Source organism: Algoriphagus aquatilis (genome assembly GCF_042657405.1).
Lineage (GTDB): Bacteria > Bacteroidota > Bacteroidia > Cytophagales > Cyclobacteriaceae > Algoriphagus > Algoriphagus aquatilis.
Genome location: NZ_JBHSKS010000001.1, coordinates 189,739 through 214,238, shown reverse-complemented (window position 1 = coordinate 214,238; position 24,500 = coordinate 189,739). Strand labels below are relative to the sequence as shown.

Below are 24,500 nucleotides of genomic sequence, written 5' to 3'. Positions count from 1 at the left end.
CTTACAAATGGTCTGTAATACTTCGATTTCCTAAAATACCTTCATACAACTGAAAGTGTTTCTTCCCAATTATTTCCGGGGAGTAATTTTCTTCAATCCTCATCCTAGCTCGCTTGGACAACTCTATATAACGGGTAGAATCCTCTAATATCCAATCAATTCCCTTAGCCAAATCTGAGGGATCAAAGGGAGTGGCAAGCCAGCCATTTTCTTGATGAACCAACAGATCCGATAACCCTCCAATATCAAACGCAACTACCGGTGTTCCGCAAGCCAAAGCCTCTTGGGCTGTTAATCCAAAAGCTTCTTGTCTGGAAGGAGTCACTAAAACGTCTGCCGCGGAATACGCAAGAGCCAATAACCTGTCATCCTTTATAGGACCCAAGTAGTGAATCGGAAAAGAGTATAATTCAAAATCCATTGGAAAAGTCTTCCCGAAAATCACCAATTCAATATCGTACAGATTAGTATTATTCAGGTTTCCAATGGCCTCCAATAGTAAATCTCCACCTTTGCGGGGATGCAGCACACTTCCATCAGCCCCCATCAAAACAAGCTTTTTATTAGGTGGAAGATTCAAGGCTGTCCTGGCTATCTCTTTCGATTGGGGTTTCCATCGGAACTGGGAGTCTATCGGAAGCGGGATCACTTCCCTTGAAGAATTGCCAAAAAGATAACTGGAGTGAACACATTGATCCATCCATTTACTTGTGGAAACAATATGAAAGCTTTGCCCAGCCCAAGCCTTTCTTTTTGCCTCCCAAGTAACACGACTAAGGTCTCTTCCCTTTTCTCCCTTTGGTCTATTAGAAAGGGAATACCCAACTTTAAACCTTGCCTCTGGTTCATCCAATGCATAATGTTCGCTACCACAAAAGGGCCACATATCGTGCATAGTCCATACAATAGGCTTTTTAATTTTCCCTATGTCTGCTATACTAAGCATATCACTCACCCAATGAAGATGAATAATATCTGCATCACTGTTGTTTAATTCATCTACCAACCCAACGCCATAGCTACCAAAGGTATGAAGCTCATTAATCGCACTACTCCACTTATCCTTAAGTTTAAATAGCCAACGACGATAAAAATGAGACTCTAATTGTTTTACAAAAGATTTTGGAAACCAATCACTTACATCCTGATCGATAGATTCCTTTTTAATTACTCGCATGAAACTGGAACCACCGGCTTCTTTCACAGCTTGGTGTATCCTGTAAGCTGCTCTGCCAGCACCACCTCCGGAATCAGAAGAGGAAACATGTAAAACCTTCATGCCTGAAAAATAACCGGAATGTATGGAATGAAAAGTATCCTAACTTTAAAATTCTGATTCATCGAAATACTTCACACCCAAATATTTTCTCTTCAATCGTTGCAGAAAAGTAAGTCTTTTTAAAGCTTGTCTGTAGAAATAATTTCTGGCGGGTTTGATTATCCCCGTAGGATGACCATTTTCAATTAAGGCATTAGAATATTCCACCAGGTAAGGAAGCAATGACTTGTCTTGTTTGTACAAATCATAAGTATGGCTAAAATGAACAAAAACAATAGGATAAATTCCATTTATCAAAACTTCACCGCTATCAGAAACAACCCTCTTACATTCTTCTTTATTCCAAATTGCCACGTTACAACCACGATGAGTTAAAATTCTAGCATCCGGATTGCGTATTGGAAATAACTCTAAGTAAGATTGGTCAGCATACAAGGGTTCATCCACAATTCTTTTTGCAGAATAAAGACACATATTTGCCCACCAACGAAGCGTATCAACTCCTTTGATTGTCGCACCCAAAAATCCAGCATTAAAAATACCATCAGTGAAATTGGCTAGAAATTCCTTTTCATCAGTCAAAGGATCCATCTGCTTCCAATGAGGACTTAGCAAAAAGGACCTGTCTTCAAGTTCTTTTGTCAAAAAGGAAAAGTCGGAAAAGAAATATAAATCCGGATCAACAAAAAAGACCTGGTCAAACCCTTCCTTTTCTAGCAAATGAACCATAAGAAGTGATTTTAAAGACCACCTCAGACCATCCAATTCATTATGATACTTTAAAAGAATTTTATTTGCCAATTCCTTTTCAGAAAGTTGATGGGGAAATAGAACCTTGAATTTTTCATCCCCAATTTGTTGATAATCATTTACAACTAGAACTGTAAATTCATTATCCTCCCCAAATCTTTTAATTGACTGAAAAAGAGCTCTTGCAAATGGCAAAAAATCAGAAGAAATAACAGTACAAAATCCCTTAGTCATTTACATAATAAACAATTCCAATACAACTGAAAACACCAACAATAAATTTTAACATAAAAGCCTAATCATTTTTGCACAAAACCATATAGACCTGAATAAAAATCTCCATTTTTAAAATCAAATATCTCTCTATCTCTTTTCATTAAAAACTTAATAGCAATTTTTAAAAATTTACCTAAAAACCAAATCCTCCTATTTTCCGGTATCTTTTCAAACCAAAAGGATAAAATTAAAGCAACTGAAATATGAATTCCTCCTAATGCTCTGACATCCCATTTAGAAAATCCCGATTTTTGAAAATACTCATACAATGCGTGGGGAGTAAATCTATGGTAATCATATGGAATCGCATGAAGTGGCCAAACTGTAGGAACAGTAAAGAATAATACACCTCCATTTTTTAAAACTCTATTTATTTCGCTCAATATATGAAAGGTATCAAAATAATGTTCCAAAAATTCAGTAGCTATGACAAAATCACATGAAGAATCCTCGAGAGGGATATGTTTACCATCCCAATAAAGGTCTGGCTTAATGAAATTTTGGTAAGCAGTAGGCTCTTGCAAATCTATCCCAATGTATTCATCAATTTCAGGTGTATATAAATACTCCTTGTAAGGCATTATCCCACAACCTAGATCTAGGACTTTTCCTTTCAATTTGGGTTTTGACTGATTGACTGCTTTCAACAAGGTTTTCCTTATTATATATAGTGAAGGTGGAACTTTATTGATATCAACATCGATAAACCAATCTTTAATATATTCTTTTATATTTTCCATTATTCTTTTTTAAAAAAAATCCGATCTAAATATAATTTAATTAAAATCAGATAATGATATTTCACAGTTTTCAATATACAATCCCACATTACTTCGAAATCCCCATTCATTTATCAAATCGCCCATTAATACTTCAAAGGGTGAATAAAAAGAAATACTTTCAAAAACAATTTTGCCTCTTGGATCCGATAAATGAAACTTGAAGAAATATTCTCCTTTATACAATCTTAAACTTGGAATAGTTATCTCAATCAAAAATTTTCCAGTTTTATTTAAAAGAGGATTAAGAAAATCAGCACTACTAAACCAGTTATAAACTACAGCTGATTCCTCAAATTGATCGAAAATTTGAAAAGAAATTTCCAATGAATTTAAAACTACTGGTAAATTTAGAATTAATTTGATCTTTATTGGCATGCCAAAAATTTGGATTCCATTTCCGATTGAAGTAGAAACCTCAATATTTTCAAAACTTGGTTTATCAGAATGAAACGTAAACAAGTAATCATCTGAAATAAGTTTTGATTCTTGTAAATAAGTAGAAATAACCAAATCTGTATCTTCAAGCATTTCTATTTTACCATTTTTTAGAAATAGACTCTTTGGAGCAATTTGTTTTACTGCATCCATATTATGACTTACAAATAAAACTGTTCTTCCTTGACCCTTACTAACCTCATCCATTTTACCCAAGCACTTCCTCTGGAACTCGGCATCACCTACGGCCAAAACTTCATCAATAATCAAAATTTCTGGATCCAAATGAGCAGCTACAGAAAAACCTAAGCGGACTTTCATCCCAGAAGAATAAAACTTGACAGGGGTATCGATAAACTTCTCCACTCCGGAGAAATCGATGATTTCATCAAGCTTGGAATTAATCTCTTTTCGGGTCATTCCAAGAATGGTCCCGTTCATGTAGATATTTTCTCTGCCGCTGAGTTCGGGATGAAAGCCTGTGCCCACTTCCAAAAGAGAAGCTACCCGGCCATGGATTTCTATTTTCCCTGAGGTAGGTTCTGTGATTTGGGATAGGATTTTTAGCAAGGTAGATTTACCAGCCCCGTTTTTCCCGATAATCCCCAGGACTTCCCCTTCTTTGACTTCAAAGGAAATATCCTTTAACGCCCAAAAAACAGATTCATCTTCTACTCCAAACCGATTAAGTGCTCGTAGTTGCTTGAGATTTTTCCAAGGAGACTGAATAGCCTGTGCTATCTGACCTAGCAAGGTATCAGATTGTTTTTCTTTAAGGCCCAAACGATAACGCTTTGAGATGTTTTGGACTTTTATTACCGAATTACTCACTTGTCAATTCCTTTATCACTTCTAAGTAACCGAATCCAAATTCCGCCTCAGGTTCTAAAATATTTCCCTCCGCCCATTCATTCCACGACTTAATAAAAACGAATTGCTTTTCTGGGCTATTATTTCTTTTACTCTGCTGAATACACGCTTCCAAGTGCTTTTCAAACTCTTTAGGGGAACATCCTGTATAAATTGTTCCTTCCGTACCTACCCGAGGGCTATTATCCCAATTTGGAATAGCCAATGGATAAAAATCAAATGGATATTCAGTTCGAAAATCTTCCAAACAATGCCTAACAATTTGGTAAGGTATGCGCTTGGGCCATTTCATCAACTTTCGTATCAAGGGATTACTTAATATATACCTCTGGAAAAAGCCATCTAAGGTTTTCTGATGGTACTGATTTATCCTTTTAAGATTATTATTAACTACTCCCTGAATTCCGTAGTTACTTGGAATAAATTCATCAGAATGTTTAACCCCCATCCAATAAATTCCTTTTAATCCTGAACTCACCGCAAGCTGATTAAAAGTCTGGATATACGCCTCTAGATCTGGAATAGATTCCGGTACATAGATTTGATATACAGGCATTTCGCTAATTTTTATGCAACGAGAATCCAAAAAAAAGGGAAGTAGAAACTCAAAGTGTTTTTTATAGTCTTCTTCTCCCAAATACATTTGTTCCTGAAGCATTTGATTTTTAGAGGTACCATGCCAAGTACCCCTCCAAGATTCATTGGCCCAACAGATGCAAAATTGGATATCAATAGTTGAATCATTCAAAAAATTAAGAATCGGCTTTTCCAGAAGAGTCTTTCCATTTCCAAACCAGTAATGGTAAAAGACAAAACCATCAATCCCATGTTCTTTAGCAAGCTTTGCTTGCCTTCTCATTGTCACTGTAGTATCTAAATAATAATACCCCAATTCTCCAGGAATCAAAGGCTGCCTATGCCCTCTAAACAAAGACTTGGCTTTCTTTACATTTGTCCATTCGGTAAAACCTTCTCCCCACCATGCATCATTTTCTGAGATATAGTGAAATTGAGGCAAATAATATGCAAAAATCATTTAAACCTATCAGTAATTGACTTGTTAACTTTGAAAATTAAGTAATAAAAAAAATTAAAATCGTTAAACTCTTTTTTTTTATAATTTCTTCTTAATGTACCTAAGTAGCCATTTATATATAATAGATATTTGAAACTTAATAAATTAGAATCTTTCAGATATTCAAAAATTTCTTTCCTAAGCTTAACTTGATTTTCAAATTTAATATTAATTAAATGATTAGATCTAGAAATTGAATTTGGCACCTCATAAACAATAGTATTAAAATTAGAATCGAATACAATATTCGGATTTTGTTTTGAAATACGAAACATAAGATCATACTCTTGTGTATTTATTAGTGACTCATTCCATCCTCCACTATTTAATATAGCTTTTTTAGACCATAAATTTGAACATGTGTTACCAAGTCTAGCCAAAATCAGATCACCCCAAAGGTCAGATGAATGAAAAACATTAAGAGTTCTTTTATTATTAATCCAAATCGAATTAGAAACAACCAAAGAAACGTTATCTCCTAGTAGAGAAAGTTGTTTTGAGATTTTCTCTAATAACAGTTCATCATCTGCATCCAAAAACTGAATCCAATTATTCGAACAATACTTTAAACCAAGATTTCTAGATGCAGAAGCTCCAAGATTTTGGCGATTTGTATGAGTTAAAAGTTTTACCAAACTGTACTCCAACTCTAACTTTGTTGCTAATTCATAAGAACCATCTGTTGAACCATCATCTACAATAAAAATTTCGTTAATCTCTGGTTGGAGTAAAAGAGAATTAATGGCTCTTTCGAGCGTATTAACTGAATTATAAACAGGAACTACTGCCGAAACTTTCACTAAGGAAGTCTATAGATATTTGTTTGACTAAAAGACAAATCAAAATTAGTTACTGTAAAATCTGAAAGCACGAGAAAATCTTTCAATTTTATTAATTCATCACCATATTCTTCTCTATCAGCATTATCAAATAAAAGATAACCTCCTGGTCTTATTTTTGTCAAAGCCAATTTCAAACACTCTACTCTTGCCCTTCCATCAATAACCACCAAATCAAAGAATCCATCTTTAAATTTACAAATTCCATTACAATACAAATAATAATCACATTCGAGATAAGCAGGATCTTTACTTGAAAAAATTCCATTGGAATTAGTCCTTCTAACAGGTTCCAAAAGTCTTAAATTATTATAAAAAGGAACTCTATCTTCTAATTTATTGCTCATTTTATTGAACCATTCCCTGTTATGTTCTACAGTATGTAATTCACAATTCTTATTTAAAAAGTAAAAAGTTGATGCACCTGAACCGTATTCAAATACTCTAAATTCTTTCTTTACCTTCTTTTCAAGAAACTTTACTGCAGGAACGGTCATCCATGGAGACGATAATTCAAATCTATCTCTCTTCACTCTATTTTGAATAATGTAAGTAGAAAGATAAGTGAATGGTATTAAAACCGATTTTCCTTTTCTTTTAGCAATTTTTAGTTCTTTAAAAAATTGATGCAATATTGAAACCAAACTTCTTTTTCTCATTTAAAATCATTTAAAGAAATTTATAAATAAAAACATATCTGAATTTATTTTACCGATAACTCTACCATAAGTCAGCACAAGTCCTTTTTGTTAAGGTGGGCAACGTAATAGAAGTGAAAGTTATCTTAGTTTTTGGGATTGTTGGAGTGGTCGAAAAAGGGAATATTTCGTTCCTGAGAACCTTGGTTGAATCAATCCAAGATTTGGTTTTGGTTAGTAAATATGCTGGTGAATTTAAAGTAGTAAGCCCTCATCAATAGAGCCTGCTTGCTATATCCCCCTTAGCTACTTTATAACAAAGCATTTTAAATGCTTAATATTCTTCTGAAAAACAAACCAATAGGCCAAGAAGACCAATGGTAAGAAAATCAGAAATTCGAAGGAGTTAAAAAGCAAAGATTTTGGTAGTAAGTGTCCTGTAATTAGGGTTGAGCAAGTAATGATCAGTAAGCCCTTGAGTTTGATAATTGATCATTGGTTGTTGGGAATTCCTCACCCTATCCTAGCTTTCAGGTAGTTGCGGGAATGGATAAAATTATAGCGCATCAACTCCCAGAATCCGGAGAGGTTGGGGCTTTGGAGTACGGCCTGATTGATGATCCTAAACTTATGTTTGTGAAAGGCATGGTCTTGGCCATTATCTGACAGTCCTCCACCCAAAAACCTGGAAATGGTCAAGGGTACATATTGAATCCGGTGTCCCATGGCGCCGAAGAGGGTCAAATTGAACACATAATCCGCCGTGATCGGGTAGCGAAGGTTAAACAGACCGAGTTGGCGGAAGACACGGGCATGATAGAAAATGGCCTGATGACAAATATTTTTCTCCGTCATCTTCAGGAAATCGAAGGGGCCGTCATAGATTTTCTGAGATTGAACCAAGTACACGTCTCCATACATCATGCAGGGGGTATCCGAGTCGAGTGGCAGCTGATTTACACTTTCCAAAAGCAATTCGTCGCCTGCGCCGAGAAAGATCAGCCATTTCCCTTTGGCCTTTTGGATTCCTTTGTTCATCGCATCATAGATCCCCCGATCAGCCTCCGAGTGAAAGTGAATGGGATGGGAAGGGAATCGATGGAGGGTAGCTAAGGGGTTATCAGAAGAAAGGTTGTCCATGATCAGGACTTCCAGGCTATACCTGCGGGGGGAGTCAAAGATGCTGGCGAGTGTTTTTTCCAGCAGTGGGCCTGAGTTATAATTGGGAAGGATAACCGAGAGGTGCAACTTTTGGATTCGGGGTTGTCGGGCTATCGGTGTACGTCATCGCGAGGAGCAGCATTGGCCTCTGGAAGTTACGGATGTGCGCTGCGCCGAAGCGATCTTTGGAGTGGTCAGTATTCAGTGATCAGTCGCAGTGGGCAGTGTTCAGTAAGTGGACGTCATCGAGAGGAGCAGCATGAGCTATTGGGCATTACGGATGTGGGCTGCGCCGAAGCGATCTGAAGGGTTGTCCGGTTGCCTGTGCTGAGCACTCGTATTGAGCACTCGTATTGAGCACTCGTATTGAGCTTGTCGAAATATGTCGAAATATGTCGAAGCATCGAAGTTGTCAAAGCAAGTCGTTACTCTGCTGAGGATGTTAAGTTGATCATTGGTCATTGATCATTGGTCATCGCCTACAGCTTCGCCACTTCGATCCCAATTTGGACCTAGCAGACTGAGTAATAAATTTACTCAGTCGATTTATAATTGCAACACTCCTTCGGTGAAATGGGAAAATAACGAAAGACCATCTCCCTGCTCTGCTTAGGACATTTTGGGTTTGATCTGTCCGGGCACCCCTACCACGGTGACATCCTCGGGCACGTCCCGGATAATGACCGCCCCTGCACCGATGATGGCATTTTTTCCAATTTTCACCCCGGGAAGGACGGTAGCCTGAGCTCCGATAAAGCATCCTTCTCCCAGTTGACAAGCACCCAACAGGACGGCTCCGGGGTTGATGACGGAAAAATCTCCGATGCTGACCTCATGGTGAATTTGCGCACCTACATTGACCAAAACTCCCAAACCCAGCTGGACTTCCGCTCCGACAAATGCAGCGCTGAGGATATCTGCTTTTTCTGTACGGGCCGAAGGGCTGATCACCGCTTGAGGACCTCTGAGTGCTTGATGTGAACCTCCCAGTTGGGTAAATTCTTGGTAGAGCTTTTTTCGGAAAACAGGCAATCCCACGCCCAGGACAAACTCTTTGTGCTGAGATAGCCATTCCTTCACCTGGATTAAATCGGAGAATGTAGGTATAGCAGCAGGCCAAAGCGGGGTGATTTTCTCCCCATAAACAGCAATCGAGGACAGATTACATGGCCTGAGGACATCTAGAACTTCGAGGGCATGCCCTCCGGCACCGGCGATGATCATGGGAGAATGTGGGTTAGGAAATTCGCAGTTCGAGGTTTGAGATTCGGGGTTCGAAGTTCAGGGTGCAGCAATCAACTTACTCATTTCTCCAAGTTCAAAGAACAACGGTAATCGAAGGAGGCAATCTGAGAATTTATCCGAATTGGGTAATTGGCGTTGGTATTGATCCGGAAAGAGGCCTTGAGCAACTTGGGATCGGTGAAGGCTTTGGTAATGAAACACTGATAAAATCCGGTGATCTTTGAGCATCTGGGCAAATGCTGTACGGGCTTCAAGACTTTCAAACAGCACATAAAAGAGATGAGCGTTGGCCATTTTATCCTTTGACATCACTGAAAATGAGAGCCCCTCTCCTGCCTTTTGCAAAAGAGTCAGGTAGTTTAGATCAAGAAGTTGGGGTAATTCCTGGTGGGTCAAAAAGCTATGGTAGTCATTCCAAATCTGGATTCGTCGATGTTGGATGGAATTGAGATTTTCGAGTTGTGCCCAAAGAAATGCCGCTGTCACTTCCGAAGGCAAGAAGCTGCTTCCGACATCGACCCATCCGTATTTATCGATTTCTCCTCGGAAAAAGGCCGCTCGGTTGGTGCCTTTTTCCCAAATGATCTCAGCGCGTTTGACAAAATCCGGATGATTGATGGCCAGCATCCCTCCTTCTCCGCACTGGATATTTTTGGTTTCATGAAAGCTGAAGCATCCCAAATGTCCGATTCCACCCAAGGCTTTGCCTTGGTAAGTACTAGCTATGGCTTGGGCGGCATCTTCGACGACAAAGATTCCATGTCGATTAGCGATGGCCATGATTTCATCCATATCACAAGCCAAACCTCCGTAATGGACCACTACGATGGCCTTGGTTTTGGACGTGATCAAACGTTCCAAGTGGGTGACATCCAGATTGGGATGATCGGCCTGACTGTCTACAAAGACGATCTTGGCTCCTCGTAGCACAAAGGCATTGGCAGAGGAAACAAAGGTAAAACTGGGTAGAATGACCTCATCGCCCGGCTGGAGATCCAAAAGAATGGCCGCCATCTCGAGTGCATCTGTACAGGAAGTGGTGAGCAGGCACTTTTGAAATCCATAGCGTTGCTCAAAAAACTCCTGGCATCGCCGGGTAAATTCACCGTTACCGGAAATTTTGCCCATGTCTACCGCTTCCCGGATGTAGTCGAGTTCGCGCCCGGTGAGATAAGGTTTGTTGAAAGGAATGAGCAAGGGTGGTGGGGGTTCTAGGTTGGAGGTTCGGAGTTCGGGGTTGTAGAGTTGTCAGCTTCGCGTTGCTTGTGTTGAGCGGAGTCGAAGCATTGAGGTTGCCTGTGCTGAGCGTAGTCGAAGCATCGGGTTGTCCAGTTGTCAACCTCTAATTTAGAAGTCAGCTTTTACAAGTAACCGGACAACCATCCCTTCAGGAGGCAGGCAGCCGTAGGCAGATCGTTCGACTAGCTGCTCACCATTCGGACAATCATCCCCAATAGTGATAGATAAATTGCCTTTGGACAACTTGGTAACCCATGCTGTGGTAAAGCGCAGAGGCTGGGAGATTGGCTGTTTGAGTTCCGATGGTCATGGATTGAGCACCTTTTTGAATGGCGAAATTTTCGGCAGCCTGGATCAATCTCTTTCCCCATCCCTTGCCTCTATGGTCTTTTCGGACTGCAATCAGACCGATTTGAGCCTCATTTTCTAACACTTCACAGGTGACAAAACCCGCTAGTTCTTCAGCAATCAAGACTTCTTGTTGAGCCAGCGCCTTTTCTATCCAAAGCCGGTACAGCTTTTCAAACTCCCGATTGATAAACCTGGGATCGGTATGAAAGCGGGAAAATCCTCCACTTTCCAGCGCAAGAGTTAGCAGATTTTCCGACAGTTCCCCGGAGTACGGATAGATTTCTGTGGTATTGGGATTTTGCCCTTTTAGATTTTTGAAAAAAGTCAAACGGAGATCGACGGACTGGATTTGAGTGGATTTAAAATCAAGCGGTACTTCAGAAAAGAGGTATACCAATCTGTATGATTTGGCTGCTTCCAAAAACTCCAATTCAGACCAGTCTTCATCAGCCAAGCACTTTCCCACGGAGTATCCGAAGAGGGAGGAATCAAAAGAGAGAGGGGTGATCAAGGGTTGGATAGGTTGTTTGGTTGCCTGTATTGAGCTTGTCGAAATATCGGGGTTGCCTGTGCTGAGCGTAGTCGAAGCATCCAGTTGCCTGTACTGAGCTTGTCGAAGTATCGTGTTGTCCGGGTTGTCCGGGTTGTCTAGTTGTCAATGTTGTCAGGTTGCCTGTGCTTAGCGTAGTCGAAGCATCAATGTTTTAGAGGTTATCAACCTTATAGTAGGAAGTCAACTTGTTTAGGTAACCAGACAACCATCCCTTCGGGAGGCAGGCAGCTTTAGCGGACAACGGATTGACCGAACTATGCTCCAACACTTTTTTCCACGATGTAAATGGGACGTTTTTTTACTCCCTCGAAGGTCTTTCCCACATATAGGCCTACCATCCCCAAGGTAACTAACAAAAACCCGGTAAGCATCCACAGGGAAATGATCAAACTGGCATAACCAGCGACAATGATCTGTCCTTGTACGTATCGGACCAAGGTGAATATGGCGAATAGGAATCCAGTCATTGCTACCAATAAGCCGAGCTTGACAGTAAGACGGATGGGTTTATCGCTGTAAGCGAGCATGATGTCTAAGGCCAGATTGAACAAGCGTTTGAAATTATAACTGCTCCCTCTATCCTCATTGGCTGCGTGTATCACATCGATGGCAGTCTGCCGGAATCCAACCCATCGCACCATAGTGGGAAAGTAGCGAATGCTTTCCCTCATTTCAGTTATTTGTCGAATGACTCTTTGATGGTAAATTCCAAAATTGGCGATCGTCTCATCCTGCTGAGAACCTGTCAGCCAGGCGAGGGTTCGGTAGAAGAGTTTGGAAGAAAGTTTCTTAAGAAACCCATCTTGTCTATTAGCCCGTCGTGCTAAAACCACATCAAATCCCTCCTGAGCTTTTTGCAACAAAGGGGGAATCTCTTCCGGTCGATCCTGTAGATCACAATCCATCACTACCACCCATTCTCCTTTTGCCTGATCGAGCCCCGCAGTAATGGCGTAATGTTGTCCGAAATTGCGTGATAGCTTGAGTCCGATTATCTCAGGATGCAACTCTGAGAGACGCTCGATTTCCGACCATGAATTGTCTGGACTGGCATCTTCCACTAGGATAATTTCAAAATCCATGGAGATCGGACTCACGGCAGCCTTTATCCTTTGGACAAGTTCGGGGAGCTGCTTCTCAGCCTTATATACTGGAGATACGATTGAGAGAAGAGGCATTTGGAAGAGAAGGTTGGGTTATTGGGTTGTCCGTTTGTTTAGTTGTCTGGTTGTCGAGGTTATCCAGTTGTAGGGTTGCCTGTGCTGAGCGTAGTCGAAGCATCAAGGTTGAAGTAGGAAGTCAACTTGTTCAGGTAACCAGACAACCATCCCTTCGGGAGGCAGGCAGCTTCAGCGGACAACAGCCGAAGGCGGATGGTTCGACAAGCTCACCATCCTGACAACAGCCGTAGGCAGACAACATGATAACAGCTTCAGCGGACAACAGCCGTAGGCGGATAACCTGACAACACCTTAAGCTACATCAGCGAAGATCCGCTCCATTCTTCGGAAATACATCATGCCGAAAACAAAGCAAATCAAGGCGACTATGCTACCCGGCCAGATCCATTCCCAAGGCATGGGCCGATCCAAAAATGCGGCTCGAAATCCTTCAATCACACCGACCATGGGATTGAGAATGTAGAAATGGAGGTATTTTTCGGGTACAGCCGAAGTGCTATAAACCACGGGAGCAGCATAGAGCAAAAGTTGAACTACAAAAGTTAACGCGTGCTTCACATCCCGATACTTCACTGCCAAGGCTGATAGAAACATCCCGATTCCCAAGGAGCACATCAACAATTGGACGGTAAGCAGGGGTAAGACCAATATCCCCCAACCTGGCATTTGCTTGAAATAAATCAGCATCCCGATGACCACCACAAAGGCTATGGTAAAGTCCAAAAGCTTGGAAAGAATAGCTGAAAGTGGGAGTACCATTCTGGGGAAATACACCTTGGTGATCATGTTGGCATTTTGAATCAGGGAGTTAGCCGACTCGGTAAGCGTGCCAGAAAAGTAATTCCATGGCCATAATGCCAGATAGGAAAACAACACATAAGGCATTCCATCGGAATCTACTTTTGCCAAACCTCCAAAAACCAGGGTAAATACCAGCGTGGTAAACAAAGGCTGAATTATTGCCCAAGCTACTCCCAAGACAGATTGGGCATACCTGGCTTTGATCCCCCTGAGCGTAAGGAAATAGAGTAAATCCTTGTATCTCCATAGCTCTTTGAAATCGACCATTTTCCAGCCGGAAGAAGGCTCGATTACTTTGACAAGTTTGGGGTTGGGTAAGGTTTGACTCATTTCGCTACTTAGAGATTACTAAAACCAGAGAACAGAAAATTGATTACGGTTACATTAATCCCCATGGATCACTTCCAGTTTTTTGGATTTGATAGATTTCAATATTTCAAGAACCGATCGATGGCTGTTTTCTTTTTTCCAAAGCTCTCCAAATGCAAGATCGAGATCATAATCACTGAATGGCTCGTATCCTGAGCTGGTATAATGGGTAAGTTCCCCGAAATATACTTTTTCACCAATGGAGTAAAAATCCACCCTGCAATAGGTAAAGGGCTTGGATAGCTTAGCAGCTATTTCCATCATTCGCAGATGATTTGGCAAAGGAGGTAAGGGCCAAAGTAGAGGTTTATTAATCATTTGAGCACCTTCAAAGTGGTTGAGATTTTCATCTACAAAGACTCTTTTTTGATCTTCAAACCTATCTGAAAGGATCATCAACATTTTTGGAATTCCATGAAAGCAGTAATACTTAATATCCGCAGGAATTTGTCCATGTTCGGTTCGGAGCACTTTTTCACAGACTATCCTCCTGGGAATATCTCTGTAGGCCCATTCATGCATGCCTTGGCCATAGCTGGTAGAAAGCCAATTTTCACAGGTCTCCTGGATGAGTTTGGGATCAGCCCCTGGCTGGACTAGCATATTTCCCCCTGAAAAGTGGTTGGCTTTCATGAAAAATTCATAGTCCCAATTTTGGTGAGGGATATCCCTTCCAGTTTTGCTTATAAAATAAATAGGGATCAGTATTTCCTCAGCTTCTTGATCACCCAGGACGCTTTTCACATAGTCTCTTACCTTTACTTTATCAGAAGTCAAGGTTAAAAGAGGATTTCGGTCTTTGACTTTTTTCCAATTGATCTTCGCATTGTGAGTCAATGGATTTTGCAAATCCAAAGGATACCCATTGCAGTGTTCAAACATTTTCCTGAGTTTGGGATACCCCAAAACTGCTTGTCTAAACTCAAAGGCCCTATTGCGCCAACGTTGAATTGCTGCCGAGCTGAAAATCAACATAGAAAGTGAGTAATTATACTTTAAAAGCTTTTACAAAAAGGAGATTCAAGCTCTTGAAAACTCCATAAACAGCATCCTGAAAAACTGTAAAGAATATTTAGGCCTTAAATATTTGGTAGCCACCAACCCATACTTCAGGGCAAGCCGAATACGGGTAGATTTCGATATAGGATGGTTAAAATTCTTTTCGGGAAGGTTCAAAACTTCTTGAAATAGGACCAATTCGGAATCCACTACTTTACTTTTTTCCTGAAAATGGGAAGTAATGGAATTGCTGTGAAAAAAGTACTTAAAGGAGGGCTCTTCCAAAATCCCCCAATTGGTATAATTCAGAACGACTCGAAGGTAAAGCTCCCATTCCTGATGACGCTTTAATCTGAGATTAAACAAACCTGATTCCTTGAGAATATTTCTCCTCAACAAGGGGCCTCCAGTTAGAAAAATCAGCTTAAATTTTAAGTAATCATCAATTGGGTTTTCGCTCGTCAAATTTTGAGCAAACTTTCTGTTGCCCACAAAATCATCATCAAAATTCAAATCAGCCTTCGCTATGACAAATGGCATTTTGGGGTGACTTTGAAGATAGTCCACTTTTCGCTTCAAAAACCACGGGTACATAATATCATCACTGTCAAACCATTGGATAAACTCTCCTTTGCAGAGGGAAAATGCATGATTTCTGCAAAAATTAGCTCCCTTTGGAATTCCGGCCGGTCTCAAGACAACCCTAAAACGACTGTCTTTCTCTTCGTATCTTTTTAGAATCTCCAAGGATTCATCCGTAGAATGATCATCTACGATAATACACTCCCACAAGGGATATTCCTGGGTAATAATGGAATCAAGGGTGGCAGCGATAAACTCTGCCTTATTAAAATTGGGTATTAAAATAGAAACAAGCCCTGGTTCGAAATACAATGTTTTAAAATTTAATTTTTAATTATATAACTTGAAGGGATTTAAATAATTTGAATTCGGTATAAACAAACGCATCCTAATTATCAAACCTTTACCGTCCTCAGAAATTGGGGCTTGGTGTTGAAAAAGAAGATAATTGTCGAAAAATAGAATTCTACCGAATGAAATTTTTCTTGGCTCATTTGGTAAACAAGCCTGTTTAGACCCGCCGTCCATAACCGGCAGATTCAAAATTTGCCAAGCTAACCGCATGACCTTTTGCAAATAAAATTCAAAGCATATTCCAGAATAGCTCATCTCCCAATTGCTTCTAAACTCCACCTCGACACGAATTCATCAGCAGGAATATAGTACAATTTTTTATTAGAATCATTTTCATTTTTTATAGAAAAAATTTCCCAGTTAGACTTTTCCTAAAGATGGATTACCTTCATTCAAGGACTTCCCAAAAATTGAACTCCTCAACAGGCAATTCCAAGACATTCCTATCGGGATAGATCATTTCCTTCATGAAGCTTAAATCCTGATCAGAAACCCATGGTTACAGCTCTTCATTTGCCTCTTTCATACATTTGGTAAAGTACTGTTAGAAAAGGAATTCGAGTACCGAAAGCTAGATTTTGCTCACCTTTTTGCGGCATCTATAAACAGCCACCGCTTCAAACCTTTCCACTGTTCTTAATGCAGTAAATTGATGTGGATAGGTCATTAATTGCCGTAAATCATGATTCCAACAATATCCTGAGGATCGGTATCCAAAATAGTTACCTGAACCTTTCTATTGACCTTTTCAAACGTTTTGCTTTTAATAAATTCCAGGTATTGAGTATCCAGGTTCTTCCCAATGACAACCATCTCCACTATGCCCGAATCTATCCCCATGGCATAATCTCCGACAATGTAAGCCCTTTCTACCTCACCCATCCGACGAACTATCCGCTCCATCAGGTCATCCAAACCTAAAAATTTGGAAACCATGTTTTTGATTTCCGTGAAAAAAGGATGCATGTGATTTGCCCGATAGACTTTGGTTTTGCCTTCATCCTCTGCCAACAGCAAACCTGCCTCCGCCAAACGGTTGAGCTCCACCCGCACCGAATTGGTGGATTCTTCAAATTCTTTGGCCAAGGAGCGCAGGTATCCTGAATTATTGTGTGCGAAAAACTTCAAAAGGAGCTTTACACGGGTTTTGGAAGTGACTAGAGAGTCGAGCAAAGGTTAGATTTGGGAGATTAAGAGATTGGAGATAAGGAGAATTGATACAGAAAAAGTCTCTTCACCTAATATGGCTGAATTGAAAACGGGGTCAAGTCTAAAGAGAGAATGCTTTACTAATTCTCCACGCTTCGCCACTTCACTCCCAGATGGGGAGTTAGCGGATTGAGTAAAAAAATTACTCGGTAAACAAATTTAAAGGCTTTAAGGAGTTTTGCAAGAGTAAAAAGGTACAAGACAAAAGGTTGTTTGCTACCTTTTCTTGTATTGAAGAAAAATGAAATTAGCTGTCTGGACTGAATCTGTTTGAACAAAAGAACCAAAAGCATGATCCATGTAATCAGGAAATACAATTTCTGTATTTGTAGTAGGAGTAATCAGTGCATACTCTTGAATATTTGCAAAACTGGAAAGATTCAACCTTTTCAGGGCTTTTTTCTGAAACTCACTCCTTGAAATCCAGCCCGTGGATAGGAAAGGGACAGGATTCAAAGATGAAAATCTAAATCCCAAATTATGTTCATGGTATCCTTCAATAAGGACAGGTACGGATGGATTCAATCGGCTTTGCAGACTTACCAGTTCACTATCCATAACTTTTCTTCCTCTCCCCTCTTTCAAAAAGTTAGACAAATGAATACCGAATGTTATCATAAAGAATAAAAACAATCCAATGCTGGCATTCCTATGGATGTCAATCTGGCCAAGCTTGAATAACGGAACCAGAAAACAGAGAAAGAAAAGAAAGATTACTCGACCCTGAATCAAAAAGAAGTGGTTGAAAATCAATAAAAACAATAACCAAAAGCTTCCAAATAGAATTAGTGAATGTTTTTTTCTGATCAGTAAAAAATAAAAAAACAGAATACCAAGAATCAAAGCGGATTTATAGGCTTCCACTTTTTGAAATCTCCATAATCTCTTAAGCGAATTAAGCGCGTAATCAAAAGTAAAAAAGCTCAAATCCAGGCTTTTTTTCTTTTCCTGCAAATCAGTTTCAGAAATCCCCGAGTCTTCAAAATACCATCTGGAGAAAAAATAAAGTTCTGAAGATTCGGGAATCTTTTTTTCCAAAATCTCCTGGTAAAAAACAGGGTGATCAATTACTGCCGCTCGGATTCGGTTAAACTTTAAAAATTCTGCATATGGAGAATTTATTTCGTAGATCGATTTTGACCCAATGAGGGAAATAAATAAAAGAACTATCCTAATTATCGGTTTACTAATTCTTATTCTAAAACTAAAGGGAAAGGTGAATATGGAGCAGAAAATAAATCCCAAACCAATCAAAACTGTAGATTCCCAACGGATCATAATTCCCAAGGAGAGCAGAACAAATGCTAATCGCCATAGTAGTTTTGATTCTTTTCCAGTCAAAATCACCAAGGAAGAAAAAGCAGCAAAGCCTGCCACCAATGTAAACTGGGGGAAAATACTTAAATGAAGACTGATAAGCAGTATAAAAAATGCCAGGAGATTTCTGAATAATTCAGATGTGTGGATTTGAGAAACACTTTTGATAAGTAAAGCAAAGGAAAAATAAATGGTAAGAAACCATAGGCTCTCGTACCAATAAATAGATGGTCCAGCAGTATAAAGTTTCGAAAACATCCAACTCAAAACCGGATGGATAAATACCGCAAAGGGTTCAGGGGTACCCGTATAAGCTCCAGATACGAGCCACATCATGATCACATCATCATTCACCTGAAATCTCCATGGTAGCCAAGTGATCATGGCTATAGAAATAGCCCCCCAGGTATTCCAAAAAAGAAGAAATTTAGTTTTACTCATCAATTCCATAGCAGGTAAATCAAATTTCCCTGGACAGAACCTAGAGGTTGGGATTGTGTATATATCCAACCTTCAGGCAATGATTGAATGGGACTGTATAAGATCACATTAGGTGGCGAGGGAGAAATAAGCTGCAATTGGTTTTTATCCCAGACATTTGATGAATAAGGAATTTGGTAACCTGCCAACCAAATTAATCCAGGGATTCTGTATGCGGTTTGAATTTGAGTAATCTCTCTGTTTATTGCAAAGTGCTGAATTCTCCCAACAACTTCAACAAGACTTTCCTCGACCTTAATCACTTCACCTCCTCGGTTAAAATCGACTTTGGCAGTCCAGAGCGGTTTTTCCTGGCCAAAAGGATGCCACCAAATTCCATTAAAAACCAATACCATAGCAAGGAATCCAACGAGATTCAATAATTGTTGGGAAGTGATCGGGTTTTTCAACAAAATCAATACCCCCCAAAAAACCCAATAATGGATTCCTATACGAAGCCAATATACATTACTCCCAAAATGAAGTAGGAAAGGCAGAAAAAACATCGTCATCTCTTCAAGAGAAAGGGACAAAATCTTGTTTGAGTCAACCCATGCGTAACCAAGAAAAACAGAGGTAGACAGCAAAAAAGCATGGTTCCATTCATCGGTAACATGGGTGAATCTGATCAACCAATAAAGTAAACCAAAGGAAAGCAACAGGGATAAAGCGACAAACAGATAGGATCTTTCCTTTGATTTGGCAATCAATCCTCCTATTAGCACACCAATAAGGGTGAAAATCAAACCTATTAGGGGAGTTTTTATCAATTGCGCGAGCCCATACCCAGGACGAGAAGCGGTAAACGGTATAGCCTCGGACAACCTTGCTAATGCACAGTCCTCAAGCCATATCCAAAAAATACCTTCCAAAATCAGGAATGGTATAATAAGCAGTATAGTTGACCGCAGGGAAAATTTCCCTTTTAAAATTAGAATTCCTATTGAAAAGAAGAGCAATCCAAGGGCAACTGTAATTTTAACATAGACCATGAATGCCAAAATCAATCCAAGTGATACAGATTTGAGAGAATGATCAGGATTATAAAAAATAGTATTGAGCCAAAAACACGCAAGGACTACCGTAAGTGAATTATAAGATAGTGTAGGTGGCAGAAATGCATACCCTGAAAACAATCCCAAAATCGAAAAGAGATAAATCTGAGACTTGCTCAAGGACGTATCAAAGCGACTTTTCAAAAACTCAGTCAAGGCATATCCTGCAAAAAAATATCCAACCAAACGAATCAGCCTCAAATCAATCAAAGAAAATGAGATGCCTGTGACCTGGAAAATCAGTTTAAAGAATAAGTCATAATTGATAATCCCTGATTGATTCTCTTGAGTTGGAACGGTCAATAAGACATAAAAACCTTCATCTGAGATATCAAATCCTTTATTTATTCCAATCCATATAAATAGAAGGCACATCAAAAGGGAAAACCAGGAAAACAAGTTAGCCATAACATGAAAATAAGAACTTGACTTCATACCTGTACTCTTTGACAAGAATTGCACTAGTCCTTAGGAAAAAAGCACTTCGAATAACCGGAATTCAATTCTGAAATACCCTCTCTTCAATCTTAGAAAAGGTAATTTACATCATGAAATAATTACATTATGTGGAAAACTACCAACCCTTAAAGTCAAAAAATACCCAATTGTGGGTATTTTTTTGAAGGCTCCGGCTGGTAATTTTGATCAGGGTGATTAAGCAACTTTTCTCATGATTTTTGCTCTCAAAACTTTGAAGGGATTTTTCTCATGACTTTTCTCCCCTTTTTAATTGAAACAAAAAGGAAGGCTTCGGCCTTCCTTTTTTGCTTTGACGTTGAGGACAAAATTAATAAAACCTTACTTCACAATCCGGATGGGTGGCCTTGAAAGAATCCACCGCACGAGTGGTTAGGTTGGTATTGAAACAGGAAAGTTTTTTCAAAGTCTTCAATCCTTCCAGCGGTTTCAAGGTTCTAAGATTGGTGCTTGCTACATCAAGTTCTTCCAAATTGACAAGTTTCTCCAACCCTTTTAAAACCTTAAGGTTGGTACCTGAAAGATTGAGTTTTTGCAAATTTTTAAGGTTACTAATAGGAAGCAAATCTTCAATACCTGTGTTTGAGAGATCAAGTTCAACCAAATCAATCAGTCCCGATACAGAAAGAAAGTCCACAGATGGGATTTGAGACAGCCTCAGGGAAGTCAGCTTAGTCATGCTGCTTACAGGAGCTATCGAGGCTATCGGAGCATCAAAAACAGAAAGTTTTCGAAGGTTGGTAAAGACAATCAGAGGGTTAAGATCCTGAACACCTATCCTTTCAAAATTCAATTCTGATCTTCCTGTCAGCTGATGCAACTGTTCTGTGTTGGGAGATTCAGGCAAATTAAACTGCCTTCTGAATAAATCCCTCCAACTGGTGGACATTTCATTCCACCAGGTTTGAAGCTCATCGGTCCTATAGATTACATTGATTTCAGGTCTTTGTATTAAAAATCCAGGTACCTCATCATGGGAAATTGCCGAACGATTTACGTTAAGGAAAGTTAGCTTGGGAAGCGAAACTATAGCTGATATGCTTTCAACGGGACTTCCTTCCAAGTCAATATGCTCCAAAAGTTCAACCTCCTTTAAAATTGATAAATCCTTTACGCCGGAATTTTTACCAACCACTTTTTTCAAGGTTCTGATTTCGCTCAACGGAATCAAATCTGTTACCAATGGATTGTCAGAAAAACTTAGATCAGAAAGATTTACAAATCGGATCAAAGGATTTAATGTTTCTATCCCTGCATCATCCAAGTTAAGCGTTGGAAGTGTAACGGTTTGGGTAAGTATCTCAACACCAGGTTGATCATTTTTGATGGATGAGTTAGCTTTTTTAAGGACTGATTTCCAAGCTTCCGGAAGTCCTACCCACCACGATTCAAGGTCTTTCACATGGTGAATAAGCAGGATCTCTCGGTTTCTTCTGACAAAATCTGTAGCCGTCTCCACCGAAAGCTTGGTTTGATCGGCAGAGATTTTCTTTAGTTCAGGCAGGGTCTCTACAGGAGAAAGGTCTGCAACAGTGGTCCCTGTGATGTCTAAAAGTTCCAACCTTGTCATCCCTTTCAAGGGAGAAAGATCTTGCAAGTTGGATTGAGATAAATCTAAATATTTCAAAGAAGTCAATGAAGCTATCGCCGAAAAGTTGAGCATATAGTTTTTACTCAAATCAAGTCGTTCCAATTTTACTAATTCCTTAATATTTTCAAGATTATTGAATCCACTTTCAGTAAGGTCCAGGTCAGTAAGATTTTTAAATTCATTCAAAACCGAAAAACTCTGAATGGGAGTCCGCTCAGCTTTTACGCCTACCAAACTTTTTAGATTAAGCAGCTCACTTATATTTTCAATTTTTGTGTTGGAGATGTCCAAATACTTCAGGCGATCAGAGTATTTTATGAATTGAATATTTGATGTAGAGGTGTTGGCAATATTGAGGCTCTCCAATAGTGTGACATTGGATATAGGCCCCAAATTCGTAATTGAAGTACTACTGATGTCCAGATGCTTTAAATCCCTGAGTTCGGATAGTGCATTGAGGTTTTTAATTTGCCTATTCCCCGCAAGATTGAGGGAATCTACACTGACAAACTTGTACCACATATCCAAGCCCACACTATCGGTAGTACTAAGTTGAAACCTGCTTTTGAAATATGATTTCCATCCGGAATCAAGGGATGTCCACCACGCTTTCAATTCTTCATCTCTACTCACCTTGGTGGTATAGACGCTGACAATTTTTAGTTCTTGAGTTTTTTCATCCAAATTGACCTCGATGAATCGAGGTTTGGTATTTGAGATTTTTTCCCCACCTATTCCTACAGCGGTGATGGTTCTATCCAAGGAAGCCAGAAAATACACTTCACCATTTTCCTTTTGGTTTGGCTTTACTTCCCGGATTTTAAATTTGAATTCAACAGTTTTATAAAAAAATTCAATGTCTTTCAGATAAGCGGTGACATCTTTGTTGGTCACTACTTTTCTATCAAGTAGCAAATCATCCTCTACTTGCACTTTGGCATCCCTAAAAATCTTAAGGTAACTCTCGCGAATAATTACATCTTTGTCTCTGGCTGAGGTTTGGGAATCCCCCACAGTATTGAGCAGATATTCCAAAAATCTAACCTGATCCTCTACTTTGGAAGAAAGTTCAGTTACCTGGTCCTTGGAATAGCCTTTGATGGTTTGAGCTTGAAGAGAAACGCACAGCAAAAATAACAGGCTCAGGAGCGTATTTTGCTTAATTCTGATCATAGATATATTTTAATAGGGTCTCTTTGTCACCTGGTCCTAGTCGGACAAGATTTGAAATCAACCATCCGGTATTGAATCCGGGTCTGTTAAACTGATTTACTTCAAAGTACCAACCTCCAATCAGAAAAAAGTGGAACTTAACCTCATTTACTGTTTCGAAGCGAAGGTTACCTTGTTTCATCTCATACAAGAAAATTGCCAAATAATCTGGCTTGTATGAACTGGCAGTAAATGATTCGGGGGAATTTGAATCCTGAAAAGCCCTTCTGAGATTCATAAATCCCAATTCATGGCTGAGTGGATGAAGGAAATCTTTTTTATCCCCTACTGGCTTATTAAACAAATTTTTGAAAGGGTCGAATACCACGTGATCAATAACCCACTCATATCCAAGACCTTCGGGTTGGATTTTCATGATAAAGGTTACTTGCTCTCTTTTACCTTTAAAATTAAAGACTGCATCTACCTCAGCATACCACCCTGGCCTGTGGAAGATGAGGTATTGTGGATACATGGGTGAAAGTACACTCTGGATAAACTGATTTTTCAAATCCGGTGAAATGGAAGAAGTCTGATTATCAAAAAGGATCGATAAGAAACCTTTTCTGAGACTTGGATTTTGAAAAAGTGAGTCTCCCGGATAAAATCGAGTATTTCCGTCTACAGATTCTTCACCGTTGAATCTTCTAAAGAATTGATTGAGTTGTTTGGTGGAAGCTGCAAATCTTCCGTCATCCTTAATTGTCCCGGGGCCGCCTAAATAGCTTTGCCCCGAGACAACAGAGATGATTGCGATAAAAAACGCAAAAATCAGAAAGGTTTTTCTCATGCGGAGGTTTCAGTAACTCTAACGTCACCGAGCATCACGTCCCAAAACTCGATGGTACGGCCGGCAATTTGAGTTTGCTTCTTCTCTACGTAAATGGTAATGTCCTTTTTGGTGGTATCCTTATAGTTCATACCTGTTTCGATTGAAGTTCCCTCAAATCTCTGATAGATAGTGATTACACCTACGTATCTACCGTCAGGCTGTCTTTCCAAGTCAGAGATATACTGGATATCATACCATGTGATGTTTACTCGATCATAGTTGAGAGCCATTAGTCGCTCGAAGTATCTTCTTACTTTGTAATAAGCGATTTCTTTGGTATTGATAGAGGACACCCCCATCTCAGCACCTGGAGCAAACAGCTCTTCAGCTCTATCCATAACGCGGTTGGCTTCGGAGAATTGTGTCTCCTTGCTGCCAATTATGGCAATATACTTGGAAAGGTCTTTTACTTTTTCCAATGCAAGGGAATCAATGGCCTGCTTACGTGCAGGGCTGATGTTGTCCTGAGCCATTACTGCCAATGAAGCAGAGAGAAACAGTCCGAGGAAAAGAATCAATTTATTTTTCATTTTATTCAGTTTTTCCGG

Annotated in this window: 21 protein-coding genes; all 21 read right to left on the bottom strand. The window is 39.6% G+C overall.

The window, feature by feature from the left end; all coding sequences use genetic code 11:
- Nucleotide 1: 1 nt before the first annotated feature.
- Nucleotides 2–1,279, bottom strand: coding sequence for a glycosyltransferase (locus ACFPIK_RS00870; protein WP_377911242.1), 1,278 nt, complete (start codon nucleotides 1,277–1,279; stop codon nucleotides 2–4).
- Between the two features lie 45 nt (nucleotides 1,280–1,324).
- Complete coding sequence (locus ACFPIK_RS00865) at nucleotides 1,325–2,263, bottom strand: hypothetical protein (RefSeq protein WP_377911240.1); 939 nt, start codon at nucleotides 2,261–2,263, stop codon at nucleotides 1,325–1,327.
- Nucleotides 2,264–2,328: 65 nt separating this feature from the next.
- Complete coding sequence (locus tag ACFPIK_RS00860) at nucleotides 2,329–3,045, bottom strand: class I SAM-dependent methyltransferase (RefSeq protein ID WP_377911238.1); 717 nt, start codon at nucleotides 3,043–3,045, stop codon at nucleotides 2,329–2,331.
- Between the two features lie 36 nt (nucleotides 3,046–3,081).
- Complete coding sequence (locus ACFPIK_RS00855) at nucleotides 3,082–4,353, bottom strand: ABC transporter ATP-binding protein (protein ID WP_377911236.1); 1,272 nt, start codon at nucleotides 4,351–4,353, stop codon at nucleotides 3,082–3,084.
- Entirely contained in the window at nucleotides 4,346–5,428 is a 1,083-nt protein-coding gene (locus ACFPIK_RS00850; RefSeq protein ID WP_377911234.1) for a glycosyltransferase WbsX family protein, read from the bottom strand. Before ACFPIK_RS00850 ends, ACFPIK_RS00855 begins: the two co-directional genes overlap by 8 nt.
- Nucleotides 5,425–6,267, bottom strand: a complete 843-nt coding sequence (locus tag ACFPIK_RS00845; RefSeq protein WP_377911232.1) for a glycosyltransferase family 2 protein — start codon at nucleotides 6,265–6,267, stop codon at nucleotides 5,425–5,427. The genes ACFPIK_RS00850 and ACFPIK_RS00845 overlap by 4 nt, the downstream gene beginning before the upstream one ends.
- Nucleotides 6,267–6,965 carry an O-methyltransferase gene (locus tag ACFPIK_RS00840; RefSeq protein WP_377911230.1) on the bottom strand — a complete coding sequence of 233 codons (699 nt, stop codon included), beginning with the start codon at nucleotides 6,963–6,965 and terminating at the stop codon, nucleotides 6,267–6,269. Before ACFPIK_RS00840 ends, ACFPIK_RS00845 begins: the two co-directional genes overlap by 1 nt.
- 492 nt (nucleotides 6,966–7,457) lie before the next feature.
- Nucleotides 7,458–8,192, bottom strand: coding sequence for a glycosyltransferase family 2 protein (locus ACFPIK_RS00835; RefSeq protein WP_377911228.1), 735 nt, complete (start codon nucleotides 8,190–8,192; stop codon nucleotides 7,458–7,460).
- Nucleotides 8,193–8,714: 522 nt separating this feature from the next.
- Nucleotides 8,715–9,329 carry an acetyltransferase gene (locus ACFPIK_RS00830; protein WP_377911226.1) on the bottom strand — a complete coding sequence of 205 codons (615 nt, stop codon included), beginning with the start codon at nucleotides 9,327–9,329 and terminating at the stop codon, nucleotides 8,715–8,717.
- A gap of 57 nt (nucleotides 9,330–9,386) precedes the next feature.
- Nucleotides 9,387–10,547 carry a dTDP-4-amino-4,6-dideoxygalactose transaminase gene (rffA, locus tag ACFPIK_RS00825; RefSeq protein ID WP_377911224.1) on the bottom strand — a complete coding sequence of 387 codons (1,161 nt, stop codon included), beginning with the start codon at nucleotides 10,545–10,547 and terminating at the stop codon, nucleotides 9,387–9,389.
- A 247-nt stretch (nucleotides 10,548–10,794) separates the two neighbouring features.
- The gene (locus ACFPIK_RS00820) at nucleotides 10,795–11,451 is read right to left on the bottom strand and encodes a GNAT family N-acetyltransferase (RefSeq protein ID WP_377911222.1); all 657 of its coding nucleotides are present in this window, start codon (nucleotides 11,449–11,451) and stop codon (nucleotides 10,795–10,797) included.
- Nucleotides 11,452–11,747: 296 nt separating this feature from the next.
- Nucleotides 11,748–12,671 (bottom strand): glycosyltransferase family 2 protein, encoded by a 924-nt coding sequence (locus ACFPIK_RS00815; RefSeq protein WP_377911220.1) that lies wholly within the window; start codon nucleotides 12,669–12,671, stop codon nucleotides 11,748–11,750.
- A 294-nt stretch (nucleotides 12,672–12,965) separates the two neighbouring features.
- Nucleotides 12,966–13,805: an ABC transporter permease gene (locus ACFPIK_RS00810; protein WP_377911218.1), complete on the bottom strand. Its 840-nt coding sequence runs from the start codon at nucleotides 13,803–13,805 to the stop codon at nucleotides 12,966–12,968.
- A gap of 54 nt (nucleotides 13,806–13,859) precedes the next feature.
- Nucleotides 13,860–14,726: an ATP-grasp fold amidoligase family protein gene (locus tag ACFPIK_RS00805; RefSeq protein ID WP_377911216.1), complete on the bottom strand. Its 867-nt coding sequence runs from the start codon at nucleotides 14,724–14,726 to the stop codon at nucleotides 13,860–13,862.
- A 138-nt stretch (nucleotides 14,727–14,864) separates the two neighbouring features.
- Nucleotides 14,865–15,737, bottom strand: a complete 873-nt coding sequence (locus tag ACFPIK_RS00800; RefSeq protein WP_377911214.1) for a glycosyltransferase family 2 protein — start codon at nucleotides 15,735–15,737, stop codon at nucleotides 14,865–14,867.
- A 708-nt stretch (nucleotides 15,738–16,445) separates the two neighbouring features.
- Complete coding sequence (locus tag ACFPIK_RS00795) at nucleotides 16,446–16,952, bottom strand: winged helix-turn-helix domain-containing protein (protein WP_377911212.1); 507 nt, start codon at nucleotides 16,950–16,952, stop codon at nucleotides 16,446–16,448.
- Between the two features lie 252 nt (nucleotides 16,953–17,204).
- Nucleotides 17,205–18,746, bottom strand: a complete 1,542-nt coding sequence (locus ACFPIK_RS00790) for a hypothetical protein (RefSeq protein ID WP_377911210.1) — start codon at nucleotides 18,744–18,746, stop codon at nucleotides 17,205–17,207.
- The gene (locus tag ACFPIK_RS00785) at nucleotides 18,746–20,248 is read right to left on the bottom strand and encodes a hypothetical protein (RefSeq protein WP_377911208.1); all 1,503 of its coding nucleotides are present in this window, start codon (nucleotides 20,246–20,248) and stop codon (nucleotides 18,746–18,748) included. The genes ACFPIK_RS00790 and ACFPIK_RS00785 overlap by 1 nt, the downstream gene beginning before the upstream one ends.
- 379 nt (nucleotides 20,249–20,627) lie before the next feature.
- Entirely contained in the window at nucleotides 20,628–23,081 is a 2,454-nt protein-coding gene (locus ACFPIK_RS00780; protein ID WP_377911206.1) for a leucine-rich repeat domain-containing protein, read from the bottom strand.
- On the bottom strand, nucleotides 23,068–23,910 hold the full coding sequence (locus tag ACFPIK_RS00775) for a hypothetical protein (RefSeq protein WP_377911204.1): 843 nt from the start codon (nucleotides 23,908–23,910) through the stop codon (nucleotides 23,068–23,070). The genes ACFPIK_RS00780 and ACFPIK_RS00775 overlap by 14 nt, the downstream gene beginning before the upstream one ends.
- On the bottom strand, nucleotides 23,907–24,482 hold the full coding sequence (locus ACFPIK_RS00770; protein ID WP_377911202.1) for a hypothetical protein: 576 nt from the start codon (nucleotides 24,480–24,482) through the stop codon (nucleotides 23,907–23,909). The genes ACFPIK_RS00775 and ACFPIK_RS00770 overlap by 4 nt, the downstream gene beginning before the upstream one ends.
- Between the last annotated feature and the right edge of the window lie 18 nt (nucleotides 24,483–24,500).

Coding starts and splice junctions, on each gene's coding strand:
- ACFPIK_RS00775 (WP_377911204.1), bottom strand. CDS start 23,910: ATGAGAAAAACCTTTCTGATTTTTGCGTTTTTTATCGCAATCATCTCT.
- ACFPIK_RS00850 (WP_377911234.1), bottom strand. CDS start 5,428: ATGATTTTTGCATATTATTTGCCTCAATTTCACTATATCTCAGAAAAT.
- ACFPIK_RS00780 (WP_377911206.1), bottom strand. CDS start 23,081: ATGATCAGAATTAAGCAAAATACGCTCCTGAGCCTGTTATTTTTGCTG.
- ACFPIK_RS00815 (WP_377911220.1), bottom strand. CDS start 12,671: ATGCCTCTTCTCTCAATCGTATCTCCAGTATATAAGGCTGAGAAGCAG.
- ACFPIK_RS00860 (WP_377911238.1), bottom strand. CDS start 3,045: ATGGAAAATATAAAAGAATATATTAAAGATTGGTTTATCGATGTTGAT.
- ACFPIK_RS00865 (WP_377911240.1), bottom strand. CDS start 2,263: ATGACTAAGGGATTTTGTACTGTTATTTCTTCTGATTTTTTGCCATTT.
- ACFPIK_RS00840 (WP_377911230.1), bottom strand. CDS start 6,965: ATGAGAAAAAGAAGTTTGGTTTCAATATTGCATCAATTTTTTAAAGAA.
- ACFPIK_RS00870 (WP_377911242.1), bottom strand. CDS start 1,279: ATGAAGGTTTTACATGTTTCCTCTTCTGATTCCGGAGGTGGTGCTGGC.
- ACFPIK_RS00805 (WP_377911216.1), bottom strand. CDS start 14,726: ATGTTTGAACACTGCAATGGGTATCCTTTGGATTTGCAAAATCCATTG.
- ACFPIK_RS00785 (WP_377911208.1), bottom strand. CDS start 20,248: ATGGCTAACTTGTTTTCCTGGTTTTCCCTTTTGATGTGCCTTCTATTT.
- ACFPIK_RS00830 (WP_377911226.1), bottom strand. CDS start 9,329: ATGATCATCGCCGGTGCCGGAGGGCATGCCCTCGAAGTTCTAGATGTC.
- ACFPIK_RS00790 (WP_377911210.1), bottom strand. CDS start 18,746: ATGAGTAAAACTAAATTTCTTCTTTTTTGGAATACCTGGGGGGCTATT.
- ACFPIK_RS00770 (WP_377911202.1), bottom strand. CDS start 24,482: ATGAAAAATAAATTGATTCTTTTCCTCGGACTGTTTCTCTCTGCTTCA.
- ACFPIK_RS00810 (WP_377911218.1), bottom strand. CDS start 13,805: ATGAGTCAAACCTTACCCAACCCCAAACTTGTCAAAGTAATCGAGCCT.